Raw genomic sequence first — 22714 nt, forward strand, 5'->3', positions numbered from 1 at the left:
GCCACAAGGGCTCGCACCGAAGCGGCGGCTCCACCAAAGAGGCGAGACCGCTGAGAGTGCCGGTTCCGCGGTGCCGGCGACGGGGGTTGCGCACATCACCCTGCCGACCCCCTCACCGCGGCCGATGCCATGAGCAGCCGCTGAGCGAGGAGCAACGAGAGTGGCCCGGCCGGGAGGAGGTAGCGGCCCTCATCGGCTGCGGCGATCGCCTCGTCCAGGGGCCACCAGGACAGCTTGAAGTCGCTCTCCGTCTCGGTGAGGCTTTGGGTGCCCAGGGTGAGCTCCTCGGCGAGGTACAGCGAGATGCGGGCAGGGCTGCCCAGGGTGATGGCGTAGGTGCCGAGGTGCCGCCAGGAACCTGCGGTGACACCGGCCTCCTCATGGAGCTCGCGGCAGGCGCACTCCTCCGCTGTCTCCCCGGTCTCCTGGCGGCCGCCGGGGAGAAAGATGAACTCGCCGCCGTAATCGGACGAGAACGAGCGACGCCCCGCCAGGGAGCGGAGGGCGAGGCGTCATTCCGCGGCAAGCCTGGGGCCGGATGGGAGGCGGCCCGGGGGGAGAGCCGCCTCCCCAGCTCCCCTCGTCAGCTACACATGGTCGGCACTCGCCTGCGGCGCACCGCCCGCCCTCTAGCAGCCTTAGCACCGCCGCCTGAGGCATGCGTGGGCGCGCGTCGGCGCAGCGCGGCCGGGCGGGTCGAAGGCAGGAGCGCAGGGCGACGCGGAGCCGGGATTGATGGGGGTAGGGAAAGTCTGACCCCGCTGACGACCTGCTTCTCGCGCTGGTGAGGCGCAGTGACCGCTTCCCACGCCGTGAGTCGTGAGCTGGGTGTCATACCCGTGCCTGCCCGCGCCTACAAATCCGACCAGGTATGCGGCTCCTGGTAGACGTGAAACCCGCGGAAGAACCAGTCCGCCAGGTCCGTCAACCGCTCTATGCACGCAGCGTAGTAGTCCTCGGGCTCCGGGCGAGGGAAGTTGGGGTGCCCCGTCCACACGGGGACCTCCGTGGCGACCGCGTAGTACCCCTCTGCCAGCCATCGGGGAAGCTCCTCGGCTTCTTGCAGTCGTTCACAGACGGCGCGCATGGCCTTCTCCAGGCGGGAGAAGGCGTCCCGGTCCCAGAACAAATCGCACCGGAGCTGCAGCAGGAAGCTTCCCGGCTCGCTGTCGAATTCGTGCCGCAGAGTTTTCAGGGCCTGGTCCATGGTGGGCATGCTGCCAGGCTCACCACCCGGGAGACGCGGGAGGAGTGGCCGCACTCCGCTCGCGAGCCGGGGTTCACCTTGAGGGGCGGTGGTCGATCGACCACCGCCCCTCAACGCTGTGCCACGTCGAAACGCGCGCGACCTGCCCTTACAGCACCGGCAGGTGCTTGCGCAGCTCGAAGGCCGTGACCTCGGAGCGGTACTCGATCCACTCCTGGCGCTTGTTGCGGAGGAAGAAGTCGAAGACGTGCTCCCCCAGCGTCTCGGCGACGAGGTCGCTGCGTTCCATGAGGGAGAGCGCCTCGCCGAGGTTCTGCGGGAGGGGCTCGATACCCAGCGCGCGGCGCTCGGCGTCGGAGAGGGCCCAGACGTCGTCCTCGGCGCCCGGCGGGAGCTCGTAGCCCTGCTCGATGCCGCGCAGGCCGGCGGCGAGGAGGACGGCGTACGTGAGGTACGGGTTGGCGCCGGAGTCGATGGAGCGGACCTCGACGCGGGCGGAGCCGGTCTTGCCGGGCTTGTACATCGGGACGCGGACCAGGGCCGAGCGGTTGTTGTGGCCCCAGCAGATGTAGGAGGGGGCCTCCCCGCCCGCGCCGGCGGTGCGCTCGGAGCCGCCCCAGATGCGCTTGTAGGAGTTGACCCACTGGTTGGTGACCGCGGAGATCTCGGCGGCGTGGCGGAGCAGGCCGGCGATGAAGGAGCGGCCGACCTTGGAGAGCTGGTACTCCGCGCCCGACTCGTAGAAGGCGTTGCGGTCGCCCTCGAAGAGGGAGAGGTGGGTGTGCATGCCGGAGCCGGGGTATTCCGAGAACGGCTTGGGCATGAAGGTGGCCTGGATGCCCTGCTCGAGCGCGACCTGCTTCATGATCAGGCGGAACGTCATGATGTTGTCCGCCGTGGAGAGCGCGTCGGCGTAGCGGAGGTCGATCTCCTGCTGGCCGGGGCCGCCCTCGTGGTGGGAGAACTCGACGGAGATGCCCATCGACTCCAGCATGGTGATCGCCTGGCGGCGGAAGTCCATGCCGACGTTCTGCGGGGTGTGGTCGAAGTAGCCGGAGTAGTCGGCCGGGGTGGGCGCGGTGCCGTCGGTCGGCTTGTTCTTCAGGAGGAAGAACTCGATCTCGGGGTGGGTGTAGAAGGTGAACCCCTGGTCGGACGCCTTGGCCAGGGCCCTCTTGAGCACGTAGCGCGGGTCCGCGAAGGACGGGGAGCCGTCCGGCATCAGGATGTCGCAGAACATCCGCGCCGTGCCCGGGGCCTCGGCGCGCCACGGGATGACCTGGAAGGTCGACGGGTCCGGCTTGGCGATCATGTCGGACTCGTACACCCGGGCGAAGCCCTCGATGGCGGAGCCGTCGAAGCCGATGCCCTCGTCGAAGGCCTGCTCCAGTTCGGCCGGGGCCACGGCGACGGACTTCAGGAAGCCCAGTACGTCCGTGAACCACAGACGTACGAACCGGATGTCGCGCTCCTCGAGCGTGCGGAGCACGAACTCCTGCTGCTTGTCCATTGTGTGCTTCCCCATCTTCTTGATCCGTCCGCCAGGCCCATACCACCACACCCGGGTTTCGCGTGCGTTGCGGGCGGTCGGCGCGCCGGCGTCCGCCTCCGCTCCAGCCTGTCATCTTGCCTGTGGGCTCGCCATACCCGGCCCCCGCCCCCCTCCGGGGATGGGGATCACGGATTCCTCACACACCCTCACGCTTAATTTGCATCTCAGATGCAAGTTTTACTAACGTTCCGGATGCCAGATCGAGGCATCCAGGAGGCTTCCATGCTGTCCGAGCAGTCCGCCGCCACCGTGCGGGCCACCCTTCCCGTCGTCGGCGCGGCGATCAACGAAATCACCGAGCGTTTCTACCGGGGCATGTTCACGGCCCGCCCCGAGCTGCTGCGCGACCTCTTCAACCGGGGGAACCAGGCCTCCAAGGCCCAGCAGCAGGCGCTGGCGGGATCCATCGCCGCGTTCGCCACCCACCTGGTGGACCGGCCCGACGAGCGGCCGGACGCCATGCTCTCCCGGATAGCCCACAAGCACGCCTCGCTGGGCATCCGGCCCGACCAGTACGACATCGTCCACGAACACCTGTTCGCGGCCATCGTGGAGGTGCTCGGCGAGGCCGTCACGCCCGAGGTGGCGGCGGCCTGGGACGAGGTGTACTGGCTGATGGGCAACGCCCTGATCGCCATCGAGAAGCGGCTCTACGAGGAGCAGGGCGGGCACGAGTGGCGTGAGTGGGAGGTCGTCGAGCGGGTCGAGGAGACCGCCGACGTCGCCACGTTCCGGATCCGCCCGGTCGACGACCGCCCGGTGCCGGGGTTCAAGCCCGGCCAGTACGTGTCGGTGCAGGGGGAGCTGGCGGACGGGGCACACCAGATCCGGCAGTACAGCCTGTCCGCCGCGCCCGGGGCCGGGCTGCGGCAGATCACCGTCAAGCGGGTCGCCGAGGAGGGCGGCGCGCCGGCGGGCGAGGTCTCCGACCTGCTGTTCGGCCAGGTGCACGCGGGCGACGTGCTGCGGGTGTCGGCACCGTTCGGCGACCTGGTGCTCGACGACGCGGACGCGCCGCTGCTGCTCGCCTCGGCGGGCATCGGGGTCACCCCGGTCGCGGCGATGCTGGGCCACCTCGCGGAGTCCGGGCACAAGGGCAAGGTGACGGTCGTCCACGCCGACCGCTCCCCCGCGACGCACGCGCTGCGGGCGGACCAGGAGGCGGCGGTGGCGAAGCTGGCGGACGTCGAGGAGCACCTCTGGTACGAGACGGACTCCCCGCTCACCGCGCACACCGGCCTGGTGGACCTCACCGGGGTCGAGGTGGCTCCGGGGACCCACGCCTACCTGTGCGGGCCCCTGGCGTTCATGCGGGCGGTGCGGGGACAGCTGCTCGGCAAGGGCGTGCCGGCGGCGAACATCCACTACGAGGTGTTCGGCCCCGACCTCTGGCTCGGCCAGGACTGAGCCGTCGGCGGGACGGACGGACGAGGGGCCGGCTCCGGCCCCCCGCGCGGCCCGCATCGCAGAAGGGCCCCCGCCGTCGGCGGGGGCCCTTCGCTGTCGCCGGGATGCGCTGTCGCCGGGATGCGGGAGCTGTAGCGGCTCCGGGCTGCGCGCGGCCTCGAGGGTGCGCGTGGCCTTGGGAGTTCACGCGGTCGCGGGGCCTTTCGCGGTGATGCCGCTCAGATCCGCGGCGGGGGCGGCCCCAGTGTCAGCAGCAGCGGACCCGTCGGGGTGGTGACCATGTCGGAGACGGTCAGCGGGTCGAGGGAGGCGTAGAAGGCCTCCTGCGCCTGACGGAGGGCGCCGCGCAGGCGGCAGGCGGGGAGGACGGGGCAGGGGGTCGCGCTCGCGCCGCCCTCGCAGTCGACGACCTCGCCCTCGCCCTCGAAGGCGCGGACCACCGCGCCGACGGAGGCCGAACGGCCCGCCGCGGTGAGGGAAAGTCCACCGCCCCTCCCCCGCCGGGCGTCGACCAGGCCCATGCGCTGGAGCTCGGCGACCACCTTGGTGGTGTGGGTGTACGGGACGGCGATGGCCTCGGCGACCTCGCGGGTGGTCGGTGTGGCGTCCTCCGCGACCATGGCGAGGCGCATGAGGACGCGCAGGGCCAGGTCGGTGGATCGGAGGAGTCGCATACGCCAAAGGTAACCCGCCGGTCAGGTCGTACATTCCGCTCGCTCGTCCCACCCGGCCGGGACGGTTCACCCCGCCCCGGGCAGGGCGGCCGGCCCCGCACGGGAGGCACGACTCACCGCACGGGCAGAGCGGCCCACCACCCACGCGGCGCGGCACCGCCGCCCGGCCGGGGCGCAGTCACCCCGCGGCCCGGGCGGCGCACCCCGCGCGGGCGGCGCGGCGTCACTCCGCGCGGGCGGGCGCGCTCTCCGGGGCGGGCAGGTGGGTGGCCACCACGCGGCCGGTCCGGTGCTCGCGGCGGTCGGCGAGCAGGGACAGGCCCGCGACACCGATGCCGAGGACGGCGAGGACCGCGCCGACCGGGGCGGGCGAGGTCACGCCGAGGCCCGCGGTGAGGGCGAGGCCGCCGACCCAGGCGCCGCCCGCGTTGGCGAGGTTGAAGGCGGCCTGGTTGGCGGAGGAGGCCAGCGAGGGGGCGGAGGCCGCCCGGGTCATCACCATCAGCTGCAGCGGCGCGCCCAGCGTGAAGCCGGCGACGCCCAGCATCAGCACGGCCACCGCGCCGCCCGCCTTGGTCTCCATCAGCACCGGGTACAGCAGCAGCGTGACGGTCATGGTGCTGAGACCGGCCAGGATGGTGCCGCGCGGCGAGCGGTCCGCCAGGCGGCCGCCGAGCAGGTTGCCGATGGTGGCGCCCACGCCGAACAGGGACAGCACCAGCGTGACGGACGCCTCCGCGTACCCGGCGGCGTCGGTCAGCATCGGGGTGATGTAGCTGAAGGCGGAGAACAGGGCGCCGCCGCCCACGATGGTGGTGGCGAGGACCAGCCAGACCGACACCGAGTTCAGCGCCGCCATCTCGCCGCGCAGGCCCACCGGGGGCGCCGACCCGGCGGTGCGCTTCTCGCGGGGCACCAGCAGGGCCAGGGCGGCGACCGCGGCGACGCCGATCAGGCAGACCGCGCCAAAGGTGGCCCGCCAGCCCAGGTTCTGCCCGAGCAGGGTGCCGACCGGGACGCCGACGATGTTGGCGACGGTCAGACCGGTGAGCATCATGGCCACCGACCGCGCCCGCTTCTCCGGGGCGACGAGCGTGGTGGCGACGACCGAGCCGACGCCGAAGAAGGCGCCGTGCGGCAGGCCGCTGAGGAAGCGGGCGGCGAGCAGCCAGGTGTGGTCGGGGGCGAGCGCCGACAGGCCGTTGCCGAGGATGAACAGCCCCATCAGCCAGAGCAGCACCCGGCGGCGCTCCATCCGGGCGGTGACGGCGGCGAGCAGGGGCGCGCCGACGACGACGCCGAGCGCGTAGGCGGATATCAGGTGGCCCGCGGACGGGATCGAGACGCCCAGGTCGGCGGCGACCTGCGGTAGCAGGCCCATCATCACGAACTCGGTGGTGCCGATTCCGAAGGCGCCTACAGCTAGGGCGAGCAGGGCCAGTGGCATGGGGCGTGTGCCTTTCAGCATGGGGTGGTCACGGCCGGAGGGGTCCTGCCCAGCGAGTATGTTCCACTCCGCAACAAAACCCTGGCCGTCAGTATTTCAGAGGGCAGGTGCTCTCGTTCCCGGCGAACCGGTGAATATCTGATGTCGGCGTCAGCCTACGGACATGCTCGCGGCGAGCGGCAGGTGGTCGCTGCCGGTCGCGGGGAGCGTCCAGGAACTGACCGGCTCGACGCCGCGGACCATGATCTGGTCGATCCGCGCCATCGGGAACGAGGCCGGCCAGCTGAAGCCGAAGCCGCTGCCCGCCGCGCCCTGGGTGGAGCGCATCTGCGACGTCACCGCGCGCAGTGCCCGGTCGTTCATGGTGCCGTTGAGGTCGCCGAGCAGGACGACCCTCTTCAGCGGCTCCTTGGCGATGGCCTCGCCGAGGGCGTCGGCGCTGCGGTCGCGCTCCCGGGCGGTGAACCCGGCGTCCAGCCGGACGCGGACCGAGGGCAGGTGGGCGACGTAGGCCTTCACGTCGCCGAAGGGCGCCTCGACGGTGGCACGCATGGCGCGGGTCCAGCCGAGTCCGATGTCCACCGGTTCCACGTCGCGCAGCGGGTAGCGGCTCCACAGGCCGACGGTGCCCTGCACCGAGTGGTAGCGGTAGGCGGGGGCCAGCGCCTTCTCGTACACCGGGACCGCCGACTCGGTCAGCTCCTCCAGCGCCACCACGTCCGCCCCCGAGGCGGCCACGTCACGGGCGGTGCCGGCCGGGTCGGCGTTGCCCGCGTTGACGTTGTGGGTGACGACGGTCAGGTCGCCGTCGGCCGTCGGGTCGGTCTTGTCGGACAGCAGCCCGCCGAAGAGTCCGGCCCAGACGACGGCGGGCAGCAGCCCGGCGATCACGGCGGTGGCGGAGCGGCGCAGCAGCGCCCCCAGCAGGAGCAACGGGATCAGCAGGCCGAGCCAGGGCAGGAACGTCTCGGCAAGGCTGCCGAGGTTGCCCACCACGTTGGGCACGTGCGCGTGCAGCCGCATGACCAGGGCGAGCAGCACGGAGCAGGCGGCCAGCACCAGGCCACGGCGCCACACGCCGGGCCCGGCGAGGCTGTCGCCGACGAAGCGGCAGACCCGGCGGTGGGCCCAGCCCCGGAACCGGCGTGGCCTCCGGGGCCCCTCGCCCCCGTCGTCCGTCTCCGTCGCGAACGCCTGCTGCGTCATCCGCCGCCTCACCACCTGCCGTGCACACCGTCCGTACCCGCGGGTCGTACACGCTGTACTCGTCGTACGCCGTGTCTACGACCCTAGGCCATGTCCGGTTCCGGTCCCGCCGGGCGCTCGGGAGCATCTCCCGTCACGCGGCGCCTTACAAGGGGTGGGACGACCAACCGGAGGGAACGGGTTCCACGGAGCGGGACGCGAAACCACCGTCCGTGACCCAAACCGCACATCCCGCCTCCCCCTCTTCTCCTCCAGCGGGTCAGGTGCAACCATGGAAACGGTCCGGGGACGCCGTGAGGGCGCCTCGAGATGACGAATGAAGGAGCCGTTCCATGACGCAGCTTCAGGCTGCCCAGAAGAGCCCCGACGGCGGTGGGAAGTCCCTCTACGGCGGGAAGAGCAACCGCCGGGTGACCGTCCGCGACATCGCCCTGGCCAAGGAGCGCGGAGAGCGCTGGCCGATGCTGACCGCCTACGACGCGATGACGGCGTCCGTGTTCGACGAGGCCGGGATCCCGGTCCTGCTGGTCGGCGACTCGGCCGGCAACTGCCACCTCGGCTACGACACCACCGTGCCGGTCTCCATGGACCAGATGGTCATGCTGACCGCGGCCGTGGTGCGCGGCACGAGCCGGTCGCTGGTGGTGGCCGACCTGCCGTTCGGGTCGTACCAGGAAGGCCCCGTGCAGGCCCTCCGCTCGGCGATGCGGCTGGTCAAGGAGGCCGGCGCCACGGCCGTCAAGCTCGAGGGCGGCGAACGGTCGCACGAGCAGATCAAGCTGCTGGTGGACTCCGGCATCCCGGTGGTGGCCCACATCGGCCTCACCCCGCAGTCGGTCAACACCATGGGCTACCGGGTGCAGGGCCGCGGCGAGGAGGCCGCGCAGCAGCTGCTGCGGGACGCGAAGGCCGTGCAGGACGCGGGCGCGTTCGCGGTGGTGCTGGAGCTGGTGCCGCGCGAGCTGGCCGCCGAAGTCACCCGCACGCTGCACATCCCGACGGTCGGCATCGGCGCCGGGCCCGAGTGCGACGCGCAGGTGCTGGTGTGGACCGACATGATGGGCCTCACGCCCGGGCGGGTCCCGAAGTTCGTCAAGAAGTACGCGGACGTGCGCCAGGTGATGGGCGACGCGGCGAAGGCGTACGCCGAGGAGGTCGTGGGCGGGACGTTCCCGCTGGAGGAGCACTCCGTGCACTGACCTGCGCCCCGAGAACCACTGTGAGGACAGCCCGCCGATCCCCCCGTCGGCGGGCTGTCGTGCTCCGCGGCCTCCGCGCGGCCTCCGCGGTCCCGCCCGCCTCGCCCGCTTCGCCCGCTTCGCCCGCCTCGCCCGGCCGGGCCGCGTGGGCCGCCTGTCGGACGTCCGTGGGACGCCTGTCGGACGGCTGTCGGAAAAATGTCGGCGCGGTGTCGGTGGAGCCTGACAGCGTGGGGTCCATGACACGCGACGACGACAAGACGCCCGCCCCCGCGGTCTCCGTCCGGGGGCTCACCAAGCGGTACGGGAAGACCCGCGCCCTGGACGGGGTGGACCTGGACGTCCGGGAGGGCACGGTACTGGGAGTGCTGGGCCCGAACGGCGCCGGCAAGACCACCCTGGTCCGCATACTCTCCACCCTGATCGTGCCCGACGAGGGGCGGGCGACCGTCTCCGGCATCGACGTGCTGCGCCAGCCGCGCCGGGTGCGCCGGGTGATCGGCCTGACCGGCCAGTACGCCTCGGTGGACGAGAAGCTCTCGGGCCGGGAGAACCTGTACCTGATCGGCCGTCTCCTGGACCTGCCGCGCAAGGCCGCGCAGACCCGCGCCGACGAGCTGCTGGAGCGGTTCTCGCTCACCGACGCCGCCCGCCGCCCCGCCGCCACCTACTCCGGCGGCATGCGCCGCCGCCTGGACCTGGCGGCGTCGATGATCGGCCGCCCCCAGGTGCTCTTCCTGGACGAGCCGACCACCGGACTGGACCCGCGCACCCGCAACGAGGTGTGGGACGAGGTGAAGCGGATGGTCGGCGAGGGCGTGACCGTGCTGCTCACCACCCAGTACATGGAGGAGGCCGAGCAGCTCGCGGGCGAGCTGGCGGTGATGGACCGCGGCCGGGTGGTCGCGGGCGGCGGCATCGACGAGCTGAAGGCGAAGGTCGGAGGCCGCTCGCTGCGGATCCGGCCCGCCGACCGGGCGGACCTGGAGCCGCTGGCCGCCGCGCTGGACGCGCTGGGCGTCACCGGCCTGGCCTCGGTCGCTGTCGACGCCGAGAGCGGCTCGGTGCGCGTGCCGGTGCTCAGCGACGAGCAGCTCACCGCGGTGCTCGGGGCGGCCGCCGCGGGCGGGATCACCCTCGCCTCGGTCGTCACCGAACTGCCCAGCCTGGACGAGGTGTTCCTCTCCCTCACCGGACACAAGGCGTCCGACACGTCCGACGCCGACGCCGACACCGACACCGCCACCGCCACCGACGGCGACTCCGCCGCGAAGCTCGAGGAGGCCGCCGCATGAGCGCCACCACTGTCACCGCCCCCGCCGCCGCGCCGGTGCGCGAGGCGGCCGACGACCGCATCGGCCTGCGCGGCCACCTCAGGCACACCGGCGCGCTGATGCGCCGGAACCTGCTGTGGATCCGCCAGGACCCGGAGTCCATGTTCGACGCCGTCCTGATGCCGATCGTCTTCACCCTGCTGTTCGTCTACGTCTTCGGCGGCTCCATCGGCATGGCGCTGGGCGGCGGCCGGGACGAGTACGTGCAGTACCTGGTCCCCGGCATGCTCGCCATGATGGCGCTGTCGATGTCGATGTCGGTGGGCACCGGTTTCAACCAGGACATCCAGAAGGGCGTCATGGACCGCTTCCGCTCGCTGCCCATCGGGCGCGGGTCGGTGCTGTTCGCCAAGATCGCCGTTGAGCAGCTGCGGGTGCTGCTGTCGACCGTGATCCTGCTGGTGGTCTCCCTGCTGGTCGGCTTCCACATCGAGAACGCGCTCGGGCTGCTGGCCGCGGTGGGGCTGTCGATGCTCTTCGGGTCCTCCCTGATGTGGGTGTTCCTCGCCATAGGCGTCACCGCGAAGAGCGCCCAGTCGGTGCAGGGGCTGGGCTTCCTGGTGATGATGCCGCTCCAGTTCGGCTCGTCGCTCTTCGCCCCGACGTCCTCGATGCCGGGCTGGCTCCAGGCCTTCGCCGACTGGAACCCGCTCTCCGCCCTCGCGGACGCATCGCGCGGGCTGATGACCGGCGGCCCGGTCGCCCGTGACCTGTGGGTCACCCTGGGGTGGACGGCGCTGCTGACGGCGATCATGGCGCCGTACGCCGTCCGGAAGTTCACCACGCGGAACTGAGCGGTGGCCCCGGCGAACGCTCAGACGAGGGCCGCGGCCTCCTCCACGGGGAGGCCGCGGCCCTCCGCGTACGCGGCCTCGTACGCCGCGTCGCCCAGCGCCGCGCGCAGGGCCTTCTCCGCGTGGTCGCGCAGGCGGCGCTCGGCGACGCCGCTGAGATGGTCCTGCCCGAGGGCGGCGACGGCCGCGCCGAGGCAGCGGGCGCCGTCGCGGGCGCGCCGTCCGCCGTCCGCGGCGGCCAGGGCCACCGAAGCCACCGTCAGCAGGAAGGTGCGGATGTGCGGCGCGATGGTGCGGGCCAGCGCGTCGCCCGCGCCGACCAGTGCCTCGCGGATGCGTTCCAGGGCCTCGGCGGACCTGCCGTCGTCCATCGCGTCCAGCAGCGCCTCGGATCCGGTGATGAAGGAGTCGAAAACGATGAACGCGGCCGCCGGGAACTCCTCGCGGATCTGCCGCAGGTAGCCGCGGGCCTCCGGGATCCGCCCGGTGACACCGAGCCAGCTCGCCAGCACGATCCGGGCGGCCGGGCCGGCCTCCTGGTCGCCGAGGGGCCCGGCGGCGATCACCTCGCGCAGCAGCAGCTCGCCGCGCTCGGGGCGGTCGGTCTCCAGCAGGACCGCGCCGAGGCGGGAGCGGAGCACGTCCCGCTGGGCGTGGGCGCCGAGCAGTTCCACCTGTTCCACGGCCTGCCGGTAGTCGTCGGCGGCCTGTTCGAACCGGCCGTGGCGCTCGTTTGCGGCGCCCCGCGCGCACAGCCCCTCGGCGATGCTCCACACGTCGCCCAGGCGCCGGCAGATCGCCAGCGACCGGTCCGCGTCGGCGACCGCGTCACCTTCCCAGTCGGGCCGGTTGGCGATCAGGTTGGCCCGCATCTGGAGGGCGAGCGCGTGCTCCCACGCGTGGTCGGGGCGGTCGGCGGTGGTGCGCACGGCGGCGTCCACGATCTCCCGGAGCCGGTCGACCTGCCCGGTCAGCAGCACCGCGAAGAACCACAGGGTGCCGGGGTTGCGGCACACCTGCGGCATGCCGGGCCGGTACGCCCCGGCGATGGCGCGCAGCTTCTCCTGCGCCGCGGGGTTCTGCCAGGCCTGCAACTCCCCCTGCATGTCCATGCACGCCAGGTGGACCAGGTGCACGCCCCGCCGGGCCTCCTCGAGCAGGTCGCCGGTGAGCGGCGGGGGCCGGTCGGTGCAGCGCTCCCACAGCGCGACGACCGCGGGCGCGCCGGGGGCGAAGGGGTCGGGGCCGAGCTCCAGCACCGCGCTGCTCCAGTGGCGGGCCTCGCCGCGCAGGCCGCGGATCTGCCAGAACCAGGCCAGGGAGAGCACCAGGCACAGGGCCTCCTGCTCGTCGCGTTCGGCGACGGCCGTGCGCAGGGCGGTGCGGAGGTTCTCGTACTCGGTCTCCAGCTTTCCGACGGCGTCGAGTTGGCGGTGTCCGCGCAGCAACGGGTCGGTGGTCCGGGCGAGTTCACGGTAGTGCGCCAGGTGGGCGCGGAGCGTGGCGTCGTGCTCGCCGGTCTCCAGGAGGCGCTCGCGGGCGTACTCGGCGACGGTCTCCAGGAGGCGGTAGCGCATCTGACCGTCCCCCGAGGGGGCCGCCGCGACGACGAGGGACTTGTCGACCAGGGAACCCAGCGCCTCCAGGGCCTCCGGGCCGCAGACGGCCTCCGCCGCCGCCAGGTCGCAGCCGCCGGCGAAGACGGACAGGCGGCGCAGCACGGCCCGTTCGGCGTCGTCCAGCAGGTCCCAGGACCAGTCGACCACGGCGCGCAGGGTCTGCTGGCGGGGCAGGGCGGTGCGGCTGCCGGAGGTGAGGAGGCGGAACCGGTCGTCGAGCCGGTCGGCCATCTGGCGGGGGGTGAGCATTCGCAGGCGGGCGGCGGCCAGTTCGATGGCCAGCGGGAGGCCGTCGAGGCGGCGGCAGATCTCCGCGCACGCCTCCGCCGTGTCCGCGTCGGCGTCCACCCGGAAGCCGGGGCGGGCGGCCGCGCCGCGGTCGGCGAGCAGGCGCATCGCGTGCGGCTGCGGCAGCGGGTCGACCGGGCGCACCAACTCGCCCGGTACGCCGAGGGGTTCGCGGCTGGTGGCGAGCACGGTGAGGTTGGGGCAGTGGGCCAGCAGTTCGTCGGCGAGGTGGGCGGCGGCGTCGATGACGTGCTCGCAGTTGTCGAGGACGAGCAGCATCCGGCGGCGGGCGCAGTGCTCGGTGAGGCGGCGCAACGGGTCGTCCTTGCGGTCCGAGGCGGCGCGTATCTCCTCGGCGCCGGCGCCGTAGAGCACGGTCTCGCGGGCGCCGACGGCGGTGAGCACGGCCTCGGGGACGGCGGCGGGGTCGTCGACGGGGGCGAGTTCGGCCAGCCAGACGCCGTCGGTGGCGAGGCCGGTGGCGGCGGTGCGGGCGGCCTCCTGGGAGAGCCGGGTCTTCCCGGCGCCGCCGGGGCCGAGCAGGGTGACCAGCCGGGCGCCCACCAGGTCCTGGTGGAGCGCGGCGACGTCGGCGTCGCGGCCGACGAAGGAGGTGAGAGGGGTGCGGAGGTTGCCGGGCGGAGGGCCCGGCGCGTCGTCACCACCGGGCCCGGTGGTGCCCGCCCCGTCCGGTCCGCCCCTCGCCGCGGCGGGGTGCCACCCGTTGCCGCCGGGTGCGTGCGCGGGGGTCTGCCCGGCGTCACCGGGGCCCGCGGGAGCGTGCTGCCCGGCATCACCGTGGGCGGGGGCAGGGGTCTGCTGCCCGCCGCCGCCGTGGCCCGGGGTCGGATGCGGACCGGCACCACCGTCGACAGGGGCGGAAGCCTGACCGGGGCCGCCCTGAACGACACCCCCATGGCCCGGGTACCGCCCGTCACCGCCACGCGAGGCGGCAGGGGTCTGCCCGGCACCGCCGTGGCCCGGAGCCGGGCGGGGTCCGGCACCGCCGTGGAACGGGGTCGGTGGCCGGCCGGTGCCGCTGTGGGCGGGGGTGGAGCCCGGCCCTGCCGTCCCGTCCGGGGCGGTGGTGGCGCGCGGGTCCGCGAGGTCGCCCGGGCCCCGGTGGTCCGGCCCAGGGGCATGGCCCGGTCCGGCGTCCTCCGGACGGGCGGTGGGACCGGGCCCGAGGCCAGGTGGAGCCCCGGAGGCGGAGGCGTGCCTGGGATCAGTCGCGGGCCCGGAGGCGGGCGCAGACCCAGGAGCAGGGGCGGGCCCGGAGGCGGGCACGGGCCCGGGGACGGAGGCAGGGGCGGAGTCAGGCGCGGGTCCGGAAGCGGGCGCGGGCCCCGGGGCGGGCGCGGGCCCCGCGGGCGCGGGCCCGGCGACAGGGGCAGGCCCAGCCCCCGCGGCAGGGGTGGGCCCGGGGGTGGGCGTGGTTTCCGCGGCGGGCGGGGACGGGTCGTCGGGGCGGGTGCGCAGGAGGTCCGTGTACACGGCGCGCAGGGCCGGGCCCGGACCGGTGCCGAGCGTGTCGGCGAGGTGGCGGCGGAGGGCGTCGTACGCGGCCAGGGCCTCCGCGGGGCGGCCGGTGGCGGCGAGGGCACGCAGGCGCAGGGCCTGGAGCGGCTCGTCGAGGGGGTGGGCCTCGCACAGCGCGGCGAGGTCGGGCAGGGCGGTGGCCGCCTCGCCGAGGGAGAGGGCGGCGGTCAGGCGGGCCCGGCGGGCCTCCAGTCGGCGGGCCTCCCAGCGCGGGGCCTCGGCGCCGGGGTCGGGCAGGTCGGCGAGGGCGGGGCCGCGCCAGAGGGCGAGGGCCTCGTCGAGGGCCTCCGCGGCCTTGGCCGGGTCGCCGTCGGCGAGGGCCCGCAGCCCGTCCACGGTGAGCCGGTCGAAGCGGTGCAGGTCGACGTCGTCGGGGCCGGCGGCCAGCCGGTAGCCGCCCTGCGCGGAGGTCACCGCCTCCGCGCCGAGGGCGCGTCGCAGTCGGCCGACCAGGGCCTGGAGCGCGCCGGGGGCGTCGGCGGGCGGCTCGCCCGCCCACACCTCGTCGACCAGCACGGCCGACGGGACGACACGGCCGGGCCGTAGCGCGAGCAGGGTCAGCAGTGCGCGCAGGCGCGCCCCGCCGACCGGTACGGGCGTGCCGTCGGGGCGGGTGGCCTGGGTGGTGCCGAGGACTCGGTAGCGCACCCCGCCATTGTCCCCCGCGCCCGCGAGGGACGGGATCAGCGGGTCGCCGAGTGGCCGCGCTCCGCCTTGGTGCGCTTGTAGTAGTACCAGCACATGTTCGAGGAGAGTCCGGCCAGCAGCACCCAGACGACGCCGAGCCACCAGGTGCCCTCGACGAAGGAGACGACGGCGGCGACCACGGACAGGACACACACGACGAGGGCGTAGAGGGCGAGGCGGGGCATGGTGGTCGCTCCTGAGCGGCGTGGGCTTCTTGTGCCCTCCAGTGTCCCCCATGCCCCGGTCCGGCCCGCGTCGCCTCCCCGTCCCGCCCGCGCCGGATGTCAGACGTCGGTGAGCCGCAGGCCGGCGTGGGCCTTGTAGCGGCGGTTGACCGAGATCAGGTTGGCGACCAGCGACTCCACCTGGTGGGCGTTGCGCAGCCGCCCGGCGAAGATGCCCCGCATGCCGGGGATGCGGCCGGCGAGCGCCTGGACGATCTCGACGTCGGCGCGGTCCTCGCCGAGCACCATCACGTCGGTCTCGATCTCGTCGATCTCCGGGTCCTTCAGCAGGACGGCGGAGAGGTGGTGGAAGGCGGCGGCGACCCGGGAGTCCGGCAGCAAGGCGGCGGCCTGCTGGGCGGCGCTGCCCTCCTCCACCTGGAGCGCGTAGGCGCCCTGCTTGTCGAAGCCGAGCGGGTTGACGCAGTCGACGACGAGCTTGCCGGCGAGCTCCTCGCGCAGCGACTCGAGCGTCCTGGCGTGGCCCTCCCACGGCACGGCGACGATCACGATGTCGCTGCGGCGGGCGCACTCGGCGTTGTCGGCGCCCTCGACGCCGGCGCCCAGCTCCTCGGCGACGGCCCGGGCGCGCTCGGCGGCGCGCGAGCCGATGATCACCTTCTGGCCGGCCCGGGCGAGGCGGTAGGCGAGGCCCTGGCCCTGGTCGCCGGTGCCGCCGAGGACGCCGACGGTCATCCCGGAGACGTCGGGGAGGTCCCAGGGGTCCTTGGCCGGAGCCTTCCTGGGAGCGTTCTGCGCACTGTCTGTAGTGGTCATGAGCCTGACTTTACGTGCGGTGGGCGGTGGCACCGCGGTGGCATAGCTCACGTCACCCCGCACCACGCCGGGCCGTCACTTCGGGGGAACCGGTGGCGTACCCGGCGCTCGGAGGCACGGGGTGCGGCACCATGCGCCCCATGGATGCCGTACGGGTGGCGCTGCTGCGCGAGGTCCTGGCCGGGACCGAATGGCTGGACTCGACGCGCCGGTTCGCGGGGGTGCTCCGCGGGTCGGTGGTGTCGCACGGCGGAGGGCTGCTGCTGGTGGGAACGCCCGCCTACGAGCCGTGGCACCTGGCGGCGCATCTGGTGGACGAGGCGGCCTGGTCGGGGACGCCGGAGCTCTCCCCCACGCTGGTGCGGCACGCCGCGCGGGCCTCGGACCCGGCCCACCTGGCGGTCGGGCTGGGGCGGCTGGAGGCGGCCCGGCGCGGTGAGACGCTGCTGGTGGTGGCGCCGGACGCGACGGGCCCGGAGCTGCTGGAGCGGGTGCGTGACGCCCGTCGCGCCGGGGCGACGGTGCTGGCGCTCGCCGGGCCCCGCGCCGACGGCGGCCAGGGCCCGGCGGGCCCCGAGGGCCACGCCGACCTGGCGGCGATGGCGCACGAGCTGCTGGGCCCGCTGGACGCCGCCCCGGAGGCGGGCGTGGACCTGGACACCGTGCAGCACCTGGTCAGCGCGGCCGCCGGGGAGAACTCGGCGTCCACGCCGCGCGGGCGGCGCAGGTTCCGGGACCGGCTGTCCCGCCTCGCCGACCAGCTGACGGCGCCGCCGCCTCCGCGCTGGTGACGCCCGGTCCCGGCCCGCGCCACCGCGGGGCGGGACCGGCCGCGCCGTGCCACGCCGCCGCGGCTACTCCTCGTCGCCGCGCGCCCGGGAGTCGTGCCACTTGGGGTCGTTCTCCCACTCCAGGTTGCGTTCGCGGGCGGTCTCCATGGCCTGCTCGGCCTCACCGCGGGTGGTGTAGGGGCCGAAGCGGTCCTTCGCGGGGCACTCGGGCCCCTCCTCGACCTTCTTGTGCTGGAGGCAGTAGTACCACTCGCCCGGCTTGCCGGCCGTGCGCTTCTTGAACAGTGCCATGCTGTGTCTCCTTCTCCTCCGCCAGCTTCCGCCGCCGCCGAACGCGGGCCTGATGCCGTATGCCCCGCTGGTTAGACTCGCAGGCATGTCTGCCCAGTCGCTGCTCGTACCAGGGGAGCTTTCTCCCACCCGATCCGTGCCCGGAAACATCAGGCGGCCCGAGTACGTCGGCAAGCCCGCCCCGACGCCGTACACCGGTCCCGAGGTGCAGACTCCGGAGATCGTCGAGGCGATGCGGGTGGCCGGCCGGATCGCCGCGCAGGCGATGGAGGAGGCCGCCAAGCACATCGCCCCGGGTGTCACCACCGACGAACTGGACCGGGTGGCCCACGAGTTCATGTGCGACCACGGCGCCTACCCCTCGACGCTCGGCTACCGCGGCTTCCCCAAGTCGCTGTGCACCTCCGTCAACGAGGTGATCTGCCACGGCATCCCCGACTCGACGGTGCTGCGCGACGGCGACATCGTCAACCTCGACGTCACCGCGTACATCGGCGGGGTGCACGGCGACAACAACGCCACCTACCTCGTGGGCGACGTCGACGAGGAGTCACGCCTGCTCGTGGAGCGCACCCGGGAGGCGCTGAACCGTGCGATCAAGGCGGTGCGGCCGGGCCGGCAGATCAACGTGATCGGCCGGGTCATCGAGTCCTACGCCAAGCGGTTCGGCTACGGCGTGGTCCGCGACTTCACCGGGCACGGCATCAGCACCTCCTTCCACTCCGGTCTGGTGATCCCGCACTACGACAGCCCGTACGCGACGGCGGTGATGCAGCCGGGCATGACGTTCACCATCGAGCCGATGCTGACGCTGGGCACGTACGAGTACGAGATCTGGGACGACAACTGGACGGTCGTCACCAAGGACCGCCTGCGCACGGCCCAGTTCGAGCACACCCTGGTCGTCACCGGCACGGGCGCCGAGATCCTCACCCTGCCGTAGCACCGCGCCGGCGTGAGCACCGCGCCGGCGTGGGCACCGCACCACCGCCGCACCGCACCGGCGTGGGCCCCACGGCGGTGGGGCGCACGCCGGTGCGGTGCCCGGGCCGCCGCGGCCGACGCGTCACGGCGCGCGGACCACGGCCAGATCCGCCAGGCCCGAGTAGGTCAGCACCGGCTCGAGCAGCGGCGGGGCGACGATCTCCAGCCGCTCGGCGTGGCGGAACAGCACGCTGAGCCCGGCGCTGTCCAGGTACTCCACCGCGGTGAGGTCGAGCACGACCGTCGCGGCGGTGTCCTGGAGCGCCTCCAGCGCCCGGGCCAGCACCTGGACGTTGGCGAGGTCGATCTCGCCGGTGACGGTCAGCAGCGGCGCGCCGCCCGGTCCGGTGCCGGGGGTCACGGTCAGCGGCGTCATCCTTCGATCCTCGTCAGCATCCGAACCGTGGTCCCCGCCTCGCCCGGCGTGACGGCGACCTCCTGCATCATGGCGTGCATCAGCGCGATCCCCCGGCCCCGGTGCCGGCTGTCCTCCGCGCGGGGCGGCTTCCACCGCCCGCTGTCCTCGACGGTGAGGCGGATCTCGTCCGCGCCCGCCGCCACGCAGAGCCGGACCGGGCCGCCGGGGTGGTCCCGGTGGCCGTGCTCCACCGCGTTGGCGCAGGCCTCGCCCGCGGCGACCAGCACCCTCTGGGCCAGTCCGGGCGGCAGGTCGCACCGCCGCAGCCATCCGCGCAACGTCCCGCGGGTGACGGCCAGTTGGGAGGACTCGGCGGGGAAGGTCAGCTCCAGCGGCCCGGGGTGCCGGTACAGCAGCAGGGCCACGTCGTCGTCGTAGCCGTCCTCGGGGGCCAGCCGCTCCATCACCCGCGCGGCGAGTGCGTCGGCGGACAGGTTCCGCCCGGCCTGGAGCGCTTCCCCGGCCAGGGTGATGCCCTCGTTCAGCGGCCGGCGGCGCCGCTCGACCAGGCCGTCGGTGTAGAGCAGCAGGGTCGACCGCGGGGGCACCACGCACTCGGCCTCGGGGCGCTCGGCGCCGGGCCTGACGGCCAGGGGCAGTCCGCGGCCCTGGTCGAGCAGCGTGACCCTGCCGTCGGGCCCGGTCAGGATGCCCGGCGGGTGTCCGGCGCCGGCGTACACCAGCCGCCCGGTCACCGGGTCGAGCACCCCGCAGAACAGCGTGGTGCACAGCGCGCCGGGGACGCCCGCGGCGAAGTGGTCGAGCGCGGCCAGCGTCCGGGCGGGTCCCGCCTCCTGGAGCAGCAGCGCGCGGCAGGCGCTGCGCAGCTGGCCCATCACCGCGGCGGCGTCCAGGCCGCGGCCCACGCAGTCGCCGACGACGATGCCGATGCGGCCGTCGGGCAGGGGCACCGTGTCGTACCAGTCGCCGCCGACCTCCAGGGGCGGGACGGCCGGCTCGTAGCGGACGGCGAAGCCCTGGGGCAGCCGCGCCGGGCCGAGGATGGCGCGTTGCAGGGCGAGCGCGGTGCGCCGGTGCTGGTCCGCCTGGTGGGCGCGGGTCAGGCCCTGGGCGAGGCGGCCGGCGAGCAGGGAGAGCAGCACCTGGTCCTCGGGGGTGAACGGCCGCCGCCCGCCGAGGTCGACGCGGAGCACCAGCGGCCCCTCGGGGTGTTCCAGGACGACGTGGGCGCGGCCGCCGTCGGCGAGCGGGGTGAGCGCCGGCCGGTCGCGCAGGCGGACGAGTTCCGCGCGGTCCTCCTCGGGAAGCCGCTGCCACCGGTCCGCGGCGCCCTCGCCGGTGGCGGCGAGGCAGGGCTCGGGCCGGTCGCCGAAGGTGACGGCGAGGACCTGGTCGGCACGCCACACCTGCCGCAGTTCGTCCAGCGCGCCGGCCAGCGCGTCGTCGGGGCCGGCGGCCTGGCTGAGCCTGAGGGCGAGGGCGGCCAGGGCGCTGTCCCGCTGGACGGCGTAGTGCTCGGCGGTGACGTCGCGGAAGGTGCCGACGACGACCCGGCGGCCGGTGTCCGGGTCGCGGGCCTCGTTGCAGCTGACCGAGATCCACATCCGCTGTCCGTCGGCCCGGTCGACGGGCAGCGTGCAGCGTCCGGCCCGGCCGGAGAGCGCCTCGCGGAAGGCGAGCTTCCAGCGGTCGTGCGCCTCGCGGCCGGTCTCCTCCCAGGGCCCGTGCGGGCCGGGCACGTCCTGCGGCCCGTAGCCGAGGATCTCGGTGTACGCGGCGTTGACCTCGAGGACGGTGCCGGTCTCGTCGCAGACGAAGAACGCCTCCTGCAGCGCGTCGACCAGCGCCGCGCGCCAGCGGGCGTGCCGGCCCCGCATCCGGGCCAGTTCCACGTTGGCCCGGACCCTGGCCAGCAGCTCGGCGGCGGCGAACGGCTTGACCAGGTAGTCGTCGGCGCCGGCCTCCAGCCCTTCGATGGACGCCTCCTGCCCGGCGCGGGCGGAGAGCAGCAGCACCGGCACGGCGGCGGTCCGGCTGTCGGCGCGCAGCGCGGCGAGCATGGCCAGGCCGTCCATGCGGGGCATCATCACGTCGCCGACGATCAGGTCGGGCTGCTCGGCGCGGACCGCCTCCAGCGCCTCGACGCCGTCCCCGACGGCCCGGACCCGGTAGCCGGCGCCGGTGAGCAGGCGGGTGAGGTAGCCCCGCATGTCGGCGTTGTCGTCGGCGACCAGCACCCGGGCGCCCGGGGTCCCCCGCGCGGGCGGGGCGGCCGGTGCGGGCAGGACGCCCCCGTCCGCGCCGGCCGCGCCGCCCTCCGTCCCCGGCACGGCCGGCGGCCCGAGCACCTCCTGCACGTAGGGGCGGGCGTCCGCGGTCACCGGTGCGTGCGGGGCGGCGGCGACGAGGGAGTCGGCGGGCAGGTGGGCGGTGCCGAAGCGCAGCCGGACGGTGAAGACGGTGCCGCGGCCCTCGGTGCTGTCGGCGGTGATGGTGCCGCCGTGCAGGGAGACGAGTTCCCTGACCAGGGCCAGGCCGATGCCGCTGCCCTCGTGCGAGCGGGCGCGGCTGGTGCGGATGCGGTGGAAGCGGTTGAAGAGCCGCGGTATCTCGGCCTCGGGGATTCCGACGCCGGTGTCGGCGAAGGTCACGACGGCGTGGTCGCCGTCGCGCCGTACCGCCACCCGGACGGTGCCCTCGAAGGTGAACTTCAGGGCGTTGCCGAGCAGGTTGAGGACGACCTTCTCCCACAGGGAGCGGTCCAGGTGCACCGGCTCGCCCAGCGGCGGGCAGTCCACCTCGAGCGTGAGCCCGGCCCGTTCGGCGGCGGAGCGGAAGACTCCGGCCAGGTCGGCGGTGGCCGCGCAGAGGTCGACGGGAGCGAAGGACGCCCTCAGCCGGCCGGCCTCGATCTGCGAGAAGTCCAGCAGGGTGTTGACCAGCCTGCCCATCCGCAGTCCGTTGCGGTGGGCGACCTCCACCTCCTCGCGCACCAGCGGGTCGGCGTCCGCCAGCCGTCCGCGCAGTTCCTCCAGCGGCCCCATGATCAGGGTCAGCGGGGTGCGGAACTCGTGGCTGACGTTGGAGAAGAAGACGGTCTTGGCCCGGTCCAGCTCGGCGAGTTCCTCGGCCCGGCGCTGCTGGGCCCGGTAGCTGCGCGCGCTGGCGATGCCCGCGGCGACATGGCCGGCGGCCAGTTCCAGGAAGGACCGGTACCCCGCGTCCAGCGGCCGGTAGCGGTTGAGCGCCGCGACCAGGAACCCGTACGGCGCGCCGCCCTGCCGGAGCAGCGGCACCAGCAGCGCTCCGGTGGGCGGCTCCTGCCAGCTTCCGGAGGGCAGCGGCTCGGCGCCCTCCGGCTGCCCGGACGGCAGGGCCAGGTCCACGACGACGGGGCCGTCGCCGGGGCCGGTGGCGGGCCAGGGGGCTGTGGCGCCGGGCGGAAGGAACCGGGGGGCGGCGGGGTGGCCGGGGGCGATGCCGCTGGCTCCGGCCAGGCGGGCGCCGCCGCCGCGCGCGCCTTCTCCGGGGCCGCCGTCGGAGCCGGTGGCGGCGCCGGCGCCGACGGCGGAGACGCCGACGCCGTCGGCATCTCCGGCGCGGTCGTCGAACAGGTAGGTGAGGGTGAACGGGAGGTCCTGCGGGTTGCGGCCGAGCTGGTGGGCGGCGAAGTCCAGCATCTGCTGCTCGGTGCGCACCACGCTGGGGTCCGAGCCGAGGTCCCGCAGCGTGGCCATCCGCCGCTCGCCGATCACCCGCTCGGTCTCCTCGGTGACCACGCAGAGCATGCCGACGACGGCGCCGCCGTCGTCGCGCAGCGGGCTGTAGGAGAAGGTGTGGTAGGTCTCCTCCGGGTAACCGGAGCGTTGCAGGAACAGCTGGAGGCCTTGGTCCCAGGTGGCCCGTCCGGTCGACAGGACCGTGTCGATGCGGGGGCCGATCTCGTGCCAGATCTCCGCCCACACCTCACGGGCGGGCCGGCCGAGGGCCCAGGGGTACTTCCGGCCCAGGGTGTCACGCCGGTAGGCGTCGTTGCAGAAGAACGTCAGGTCGGGGCCCCAGGCCATCCACATCGAGAACCGGGAGGAGAGCAGGATGCTCACCGCCGTGCGCAGGCTCTGCGGCCAGCCCGACGGCGGCCCCAGCGGGGTCGCCGTCCAGTCGACCGCGGCAAGGTCGCGCCCCACCTCGGGATCGGCTGAGAACACGTCGGATCCGGCCGGCTCCGGACCGCCGGCGGGGAGGGAACGTGCCATGGAGACCCTTTCGTCCGTACCGAGCACCCGCGTGACACGGACGGCCCTGCGGCCTCCGG

The 22714-nt window shown here is 74.2% G+C and carries 18 protein-coding genes; 6 read left to right on the forward strand and 12 right to left on the reverse strand.

All coding sequences use genetic code 11. From position 1 onward, the window contains the following. Positions 1 to 95: 95 nt before the first annotated feature. From GBN72_RS18530 to glnA2, 3 genes are all read right to left on the reverse strand, one after another. The gene (locus GBN72_RS18530; protein WP_151773304.1) at positions 96 to 494 is read right to left on the reverse strand and encodes an NUDIX hydrolase; all 399 of its coding nucleotides are present in this window, start codon (positions 492 to 494) and stop codon (positions 96 to 98) included. 359 nt (positions 495 to 853) lie between these two features. Continuing rightward, positions 854 to 1207 (reverse strand): hypothetical protein, encoded by a 354-nt coding sequence (locus GBN72_RS18535; protein ID WP_151772963.1) that lies wholly within the window; start codon positions 1205 to 1207, stop codon positions 854 to 856. A gap of 148 nt (positions 1208 to 1355) precedes the next feature. Next, positions 1356 to 2717 (reverse strand): gamma-glutamylpolyamine synthetase GlnA2, encoded by a 1362-nt coding sequence (glnA2, locus tag GBN72_RS18540; protein WP_151773305.1) that lies wholly within the window; start codon positions 2715 to 2717, stop codon positions 1356 to 1358. Between the two features lie 264 nt (positions 2718 to 2981). On the opposite strand from glnA2, the gene GBN72_RS18545 reads away from it, so the two are divergent. Next, positions 2982 to 4166: a globin domain-containing protein gene (locus tag GBN72_RS18545; protein WP_151772964.1), complete on the forward strand. Its 1185-nt coding sequence runs from the start codon at positions 2982 to 2984 to the stop codon at positions 4164 to 4166. A gap of 218 nt (positions 4167 to 4384) precedes the next feature. On the opposite strand, the gene GBN72_RS18550 is transcribed toward GBN72_RS18545, so the two are convergent. The 3 genes from GBN72_RS18550 to GBN72_RS18560 all read right to left on the reverse strand — a co-directional run bounded on the left by GBN72_RS18550 (position 4385) and on the right by GBN72_RS18560 (position 7493). Further along, complete coding sequence (locus GBN72_RS18550) at positions 4385 to 4840, reverse strand: RrF2 family transcriptional regulator (protein ID WP_151772965.1); 456 nt, start codon at positions 4838 to 4840, stop codon at positions 4385 to 4387. Positions 4841 to 5063: 223 nt separating this feature from the next. Then, positions 5064 to 6287: an MFS transporter gene (locus tag GBN72_RS18555; protein ID WP_151772966.1), complete on the reverse strand. Its 1224-nt coding sequence runs from the start codon at positions 6285 to 6287 to the stop codon at positions 5064 to 5066. A 150-nt stretch (positions 6288 to 6437) separates the two neighbouring features. Beyond that, positions 6438 to 7493, reverse strand: a complete 1056-nt coding sequence (locus GBN72_RS18560) for an endonuclease/exonuclease/phosphatase family protein (protein ID WP_151772967.1) — start codon at positions 7491 to 7493, stop codon at positions 6438 to 6440. A 332-nt stretch (positions 7494 to 7825) separates the two neighbouring features. On the opposite strand from GBN72_RS18560, the gene panB reads away from it, so the two are divergent. From panB to GBN72_RS18575, 3 genes are all read left to right on the forward strand, one after another. Next, complete coding sequence (gene panB, locus GBN72_RS18565; RefSeq protein ID WP_151772968.1) at positions 7826 to 8692, forward strand: 3-methyl-2-oxobutanoate hydroxymethyltransferase; 867 nt, start codon at positions 7826 to 7828, stop codon at positions 8690 to 8692. 239 nt (positions 8693 to 8931) lie between these two features. After that, complete coding sequence (locus tag GBN72_RS18570; protein WP_151772969.1) at positions 8932 to 9987, forward strand: ATP-binding cassette domain-containing protein; 1056 nt, start codon at positions 8932 to 8934, stop codon at positions 9985 to 9987. Then, entirely contained in the window at positions 9984 to 10820 is an 837-nt protein-coding gene (locus tag GBN72_RS18575; RefSeq protein ID WP_151772970.1) for an ABC transporter permease, read from the forward strand. The genes GBN72_RS18570 and GBN72_RS18575 overlap by 4 nt, the downstream gene beginning before the upstream one ends. 20 nt (positions 10821 to 10840) lie before the next feature. Here the strand turns inward: GBN72_RS18575 and GBN72_RS18580 are convergent, their stop codons facing one another. From GBN72_RS18580 to npdG, 3 genes are all read right to left on the reverse strand, one after another. Further along, on the reverse strand, positions 10841 to 14914 hold the full coding sequence (locus tag GBN72_RS18580) for an AfsR/SARP family transcriptional regulator (RefSeq protein WP_151772971.1): 4074 nt from the start codon (positions 14912 to 14914) through the stop codon (positions 10841 to 10843). A 35-nt stretch (positions 14915 to 14949) separates the two neighbouring features. Continuing rightward, on the reverse strand, positions 14950 to 15138 hold the full coding sequence (locus GBN72_RS18585) for a hypothetical protein (protein ID WP_151772972.1): 189 nt from the start codon (positions 15136 to 15138) through the stop codon (positions 14950 to 14952). 99 nt (positions 15139 to 15237) lie between these two features. Continuing rightward, a complete protein-coding gene (npdG, locus tag GBN72_RS18590; protein WP_151772973.1) occupies positions 15238 to 15954 on the reverse strand; it encodes an NADPH-dependent F420 reductase in 717 nt (238 codons plus the stop codon). Between the two features lie 140 nt (positions 15955 to 16094). Between npdG and GBN72_RS18595 the strand changes: the two genes are divergently transcribed. Further along, positions 16095 to 16745 carry a hypothetical protein gene (locus GBN72_RS18595; RefSeq protein ID WP_151772974.1) on the forward strand — a complete coding sequence of 217 codons (651 nt, stop codon included), beginning with the start codon at positions 16095 to 16097 and terminating at the stop codon, positions 16743 to 16745. Between the two features lie 63 nt (positions 16746 to 16808). Here GBN72_RS18595 and GBN72_RS18600 read toward each other — a convergent pair whose 3' ends face one another. Then, a complete protein-coding gene (locus GBN72_RS18600; protein ID WP_151772975.1) occupies positions 16809 to 17036 on the reverse strand; it encodes a hypothetical protein in 228 nt (75 codons plus the stop codon). 85 nt (positions 17037 to 17121) lie between these two features. Between GBN72_RS18600 and map the strand changes: the two genes are divergently transcribed. Then, positions 17122 to 17979, forward strand: a complete 858-nt coding sequence (gene map, locus GBN72_RS18605; RefSeq protein WP_151772976.1) for a type I methionyl aminopeptidase — start codon at positions 17122 to 17124, stop codon at positions 17977 to 17979. A gap of 123 nt (positions 17980 to 18102) precedes the next feature. Here map and GBN72_RS18610 read toward each other — a convergent pair whose 3' ends face one another. Together GBN72_RS18610 and GBN72_RS18615 are read right to left on the reverse strand one after the other, a co-directional pair. Beyond that, a complete protein-coding gene (locus tag GBN72_RS18610; RefSeq protein WP_151772977.1) occupies positions 18103 to 18396 on the reverse strand; it encodes an STAS domain-containing protein in 294 nt (97 codons plus the stop codon). Beyond that, positions 18393 to 22655 (reverse strand): SpoIIE family protein phosphatase, encoded by a 4263-nt coding sequence (locus GBN72_RS18615; RefSeq protein ID WP_151772978.1) that lies wholly within the window; start codon positions 22653 to 22655, stop codon positions 18393 to 18395. The genes GBN72_RS18610 and GBN72_RS18615 overlap by 4 nt, the downstream gene beginning before the upstream one ends. Positions 22656 to 22714 lie beyond the last annotated feature (59 nt).

The organism is Streptomyces abyssomicinicus (assembly GCF_008974245.1).
GTDB lineage: Bacteria > Actinomycetota > Actinomycetes > Streptomycetales > Streptomycetaceae > Streptomyces > Streptomyces abyssomicinicus.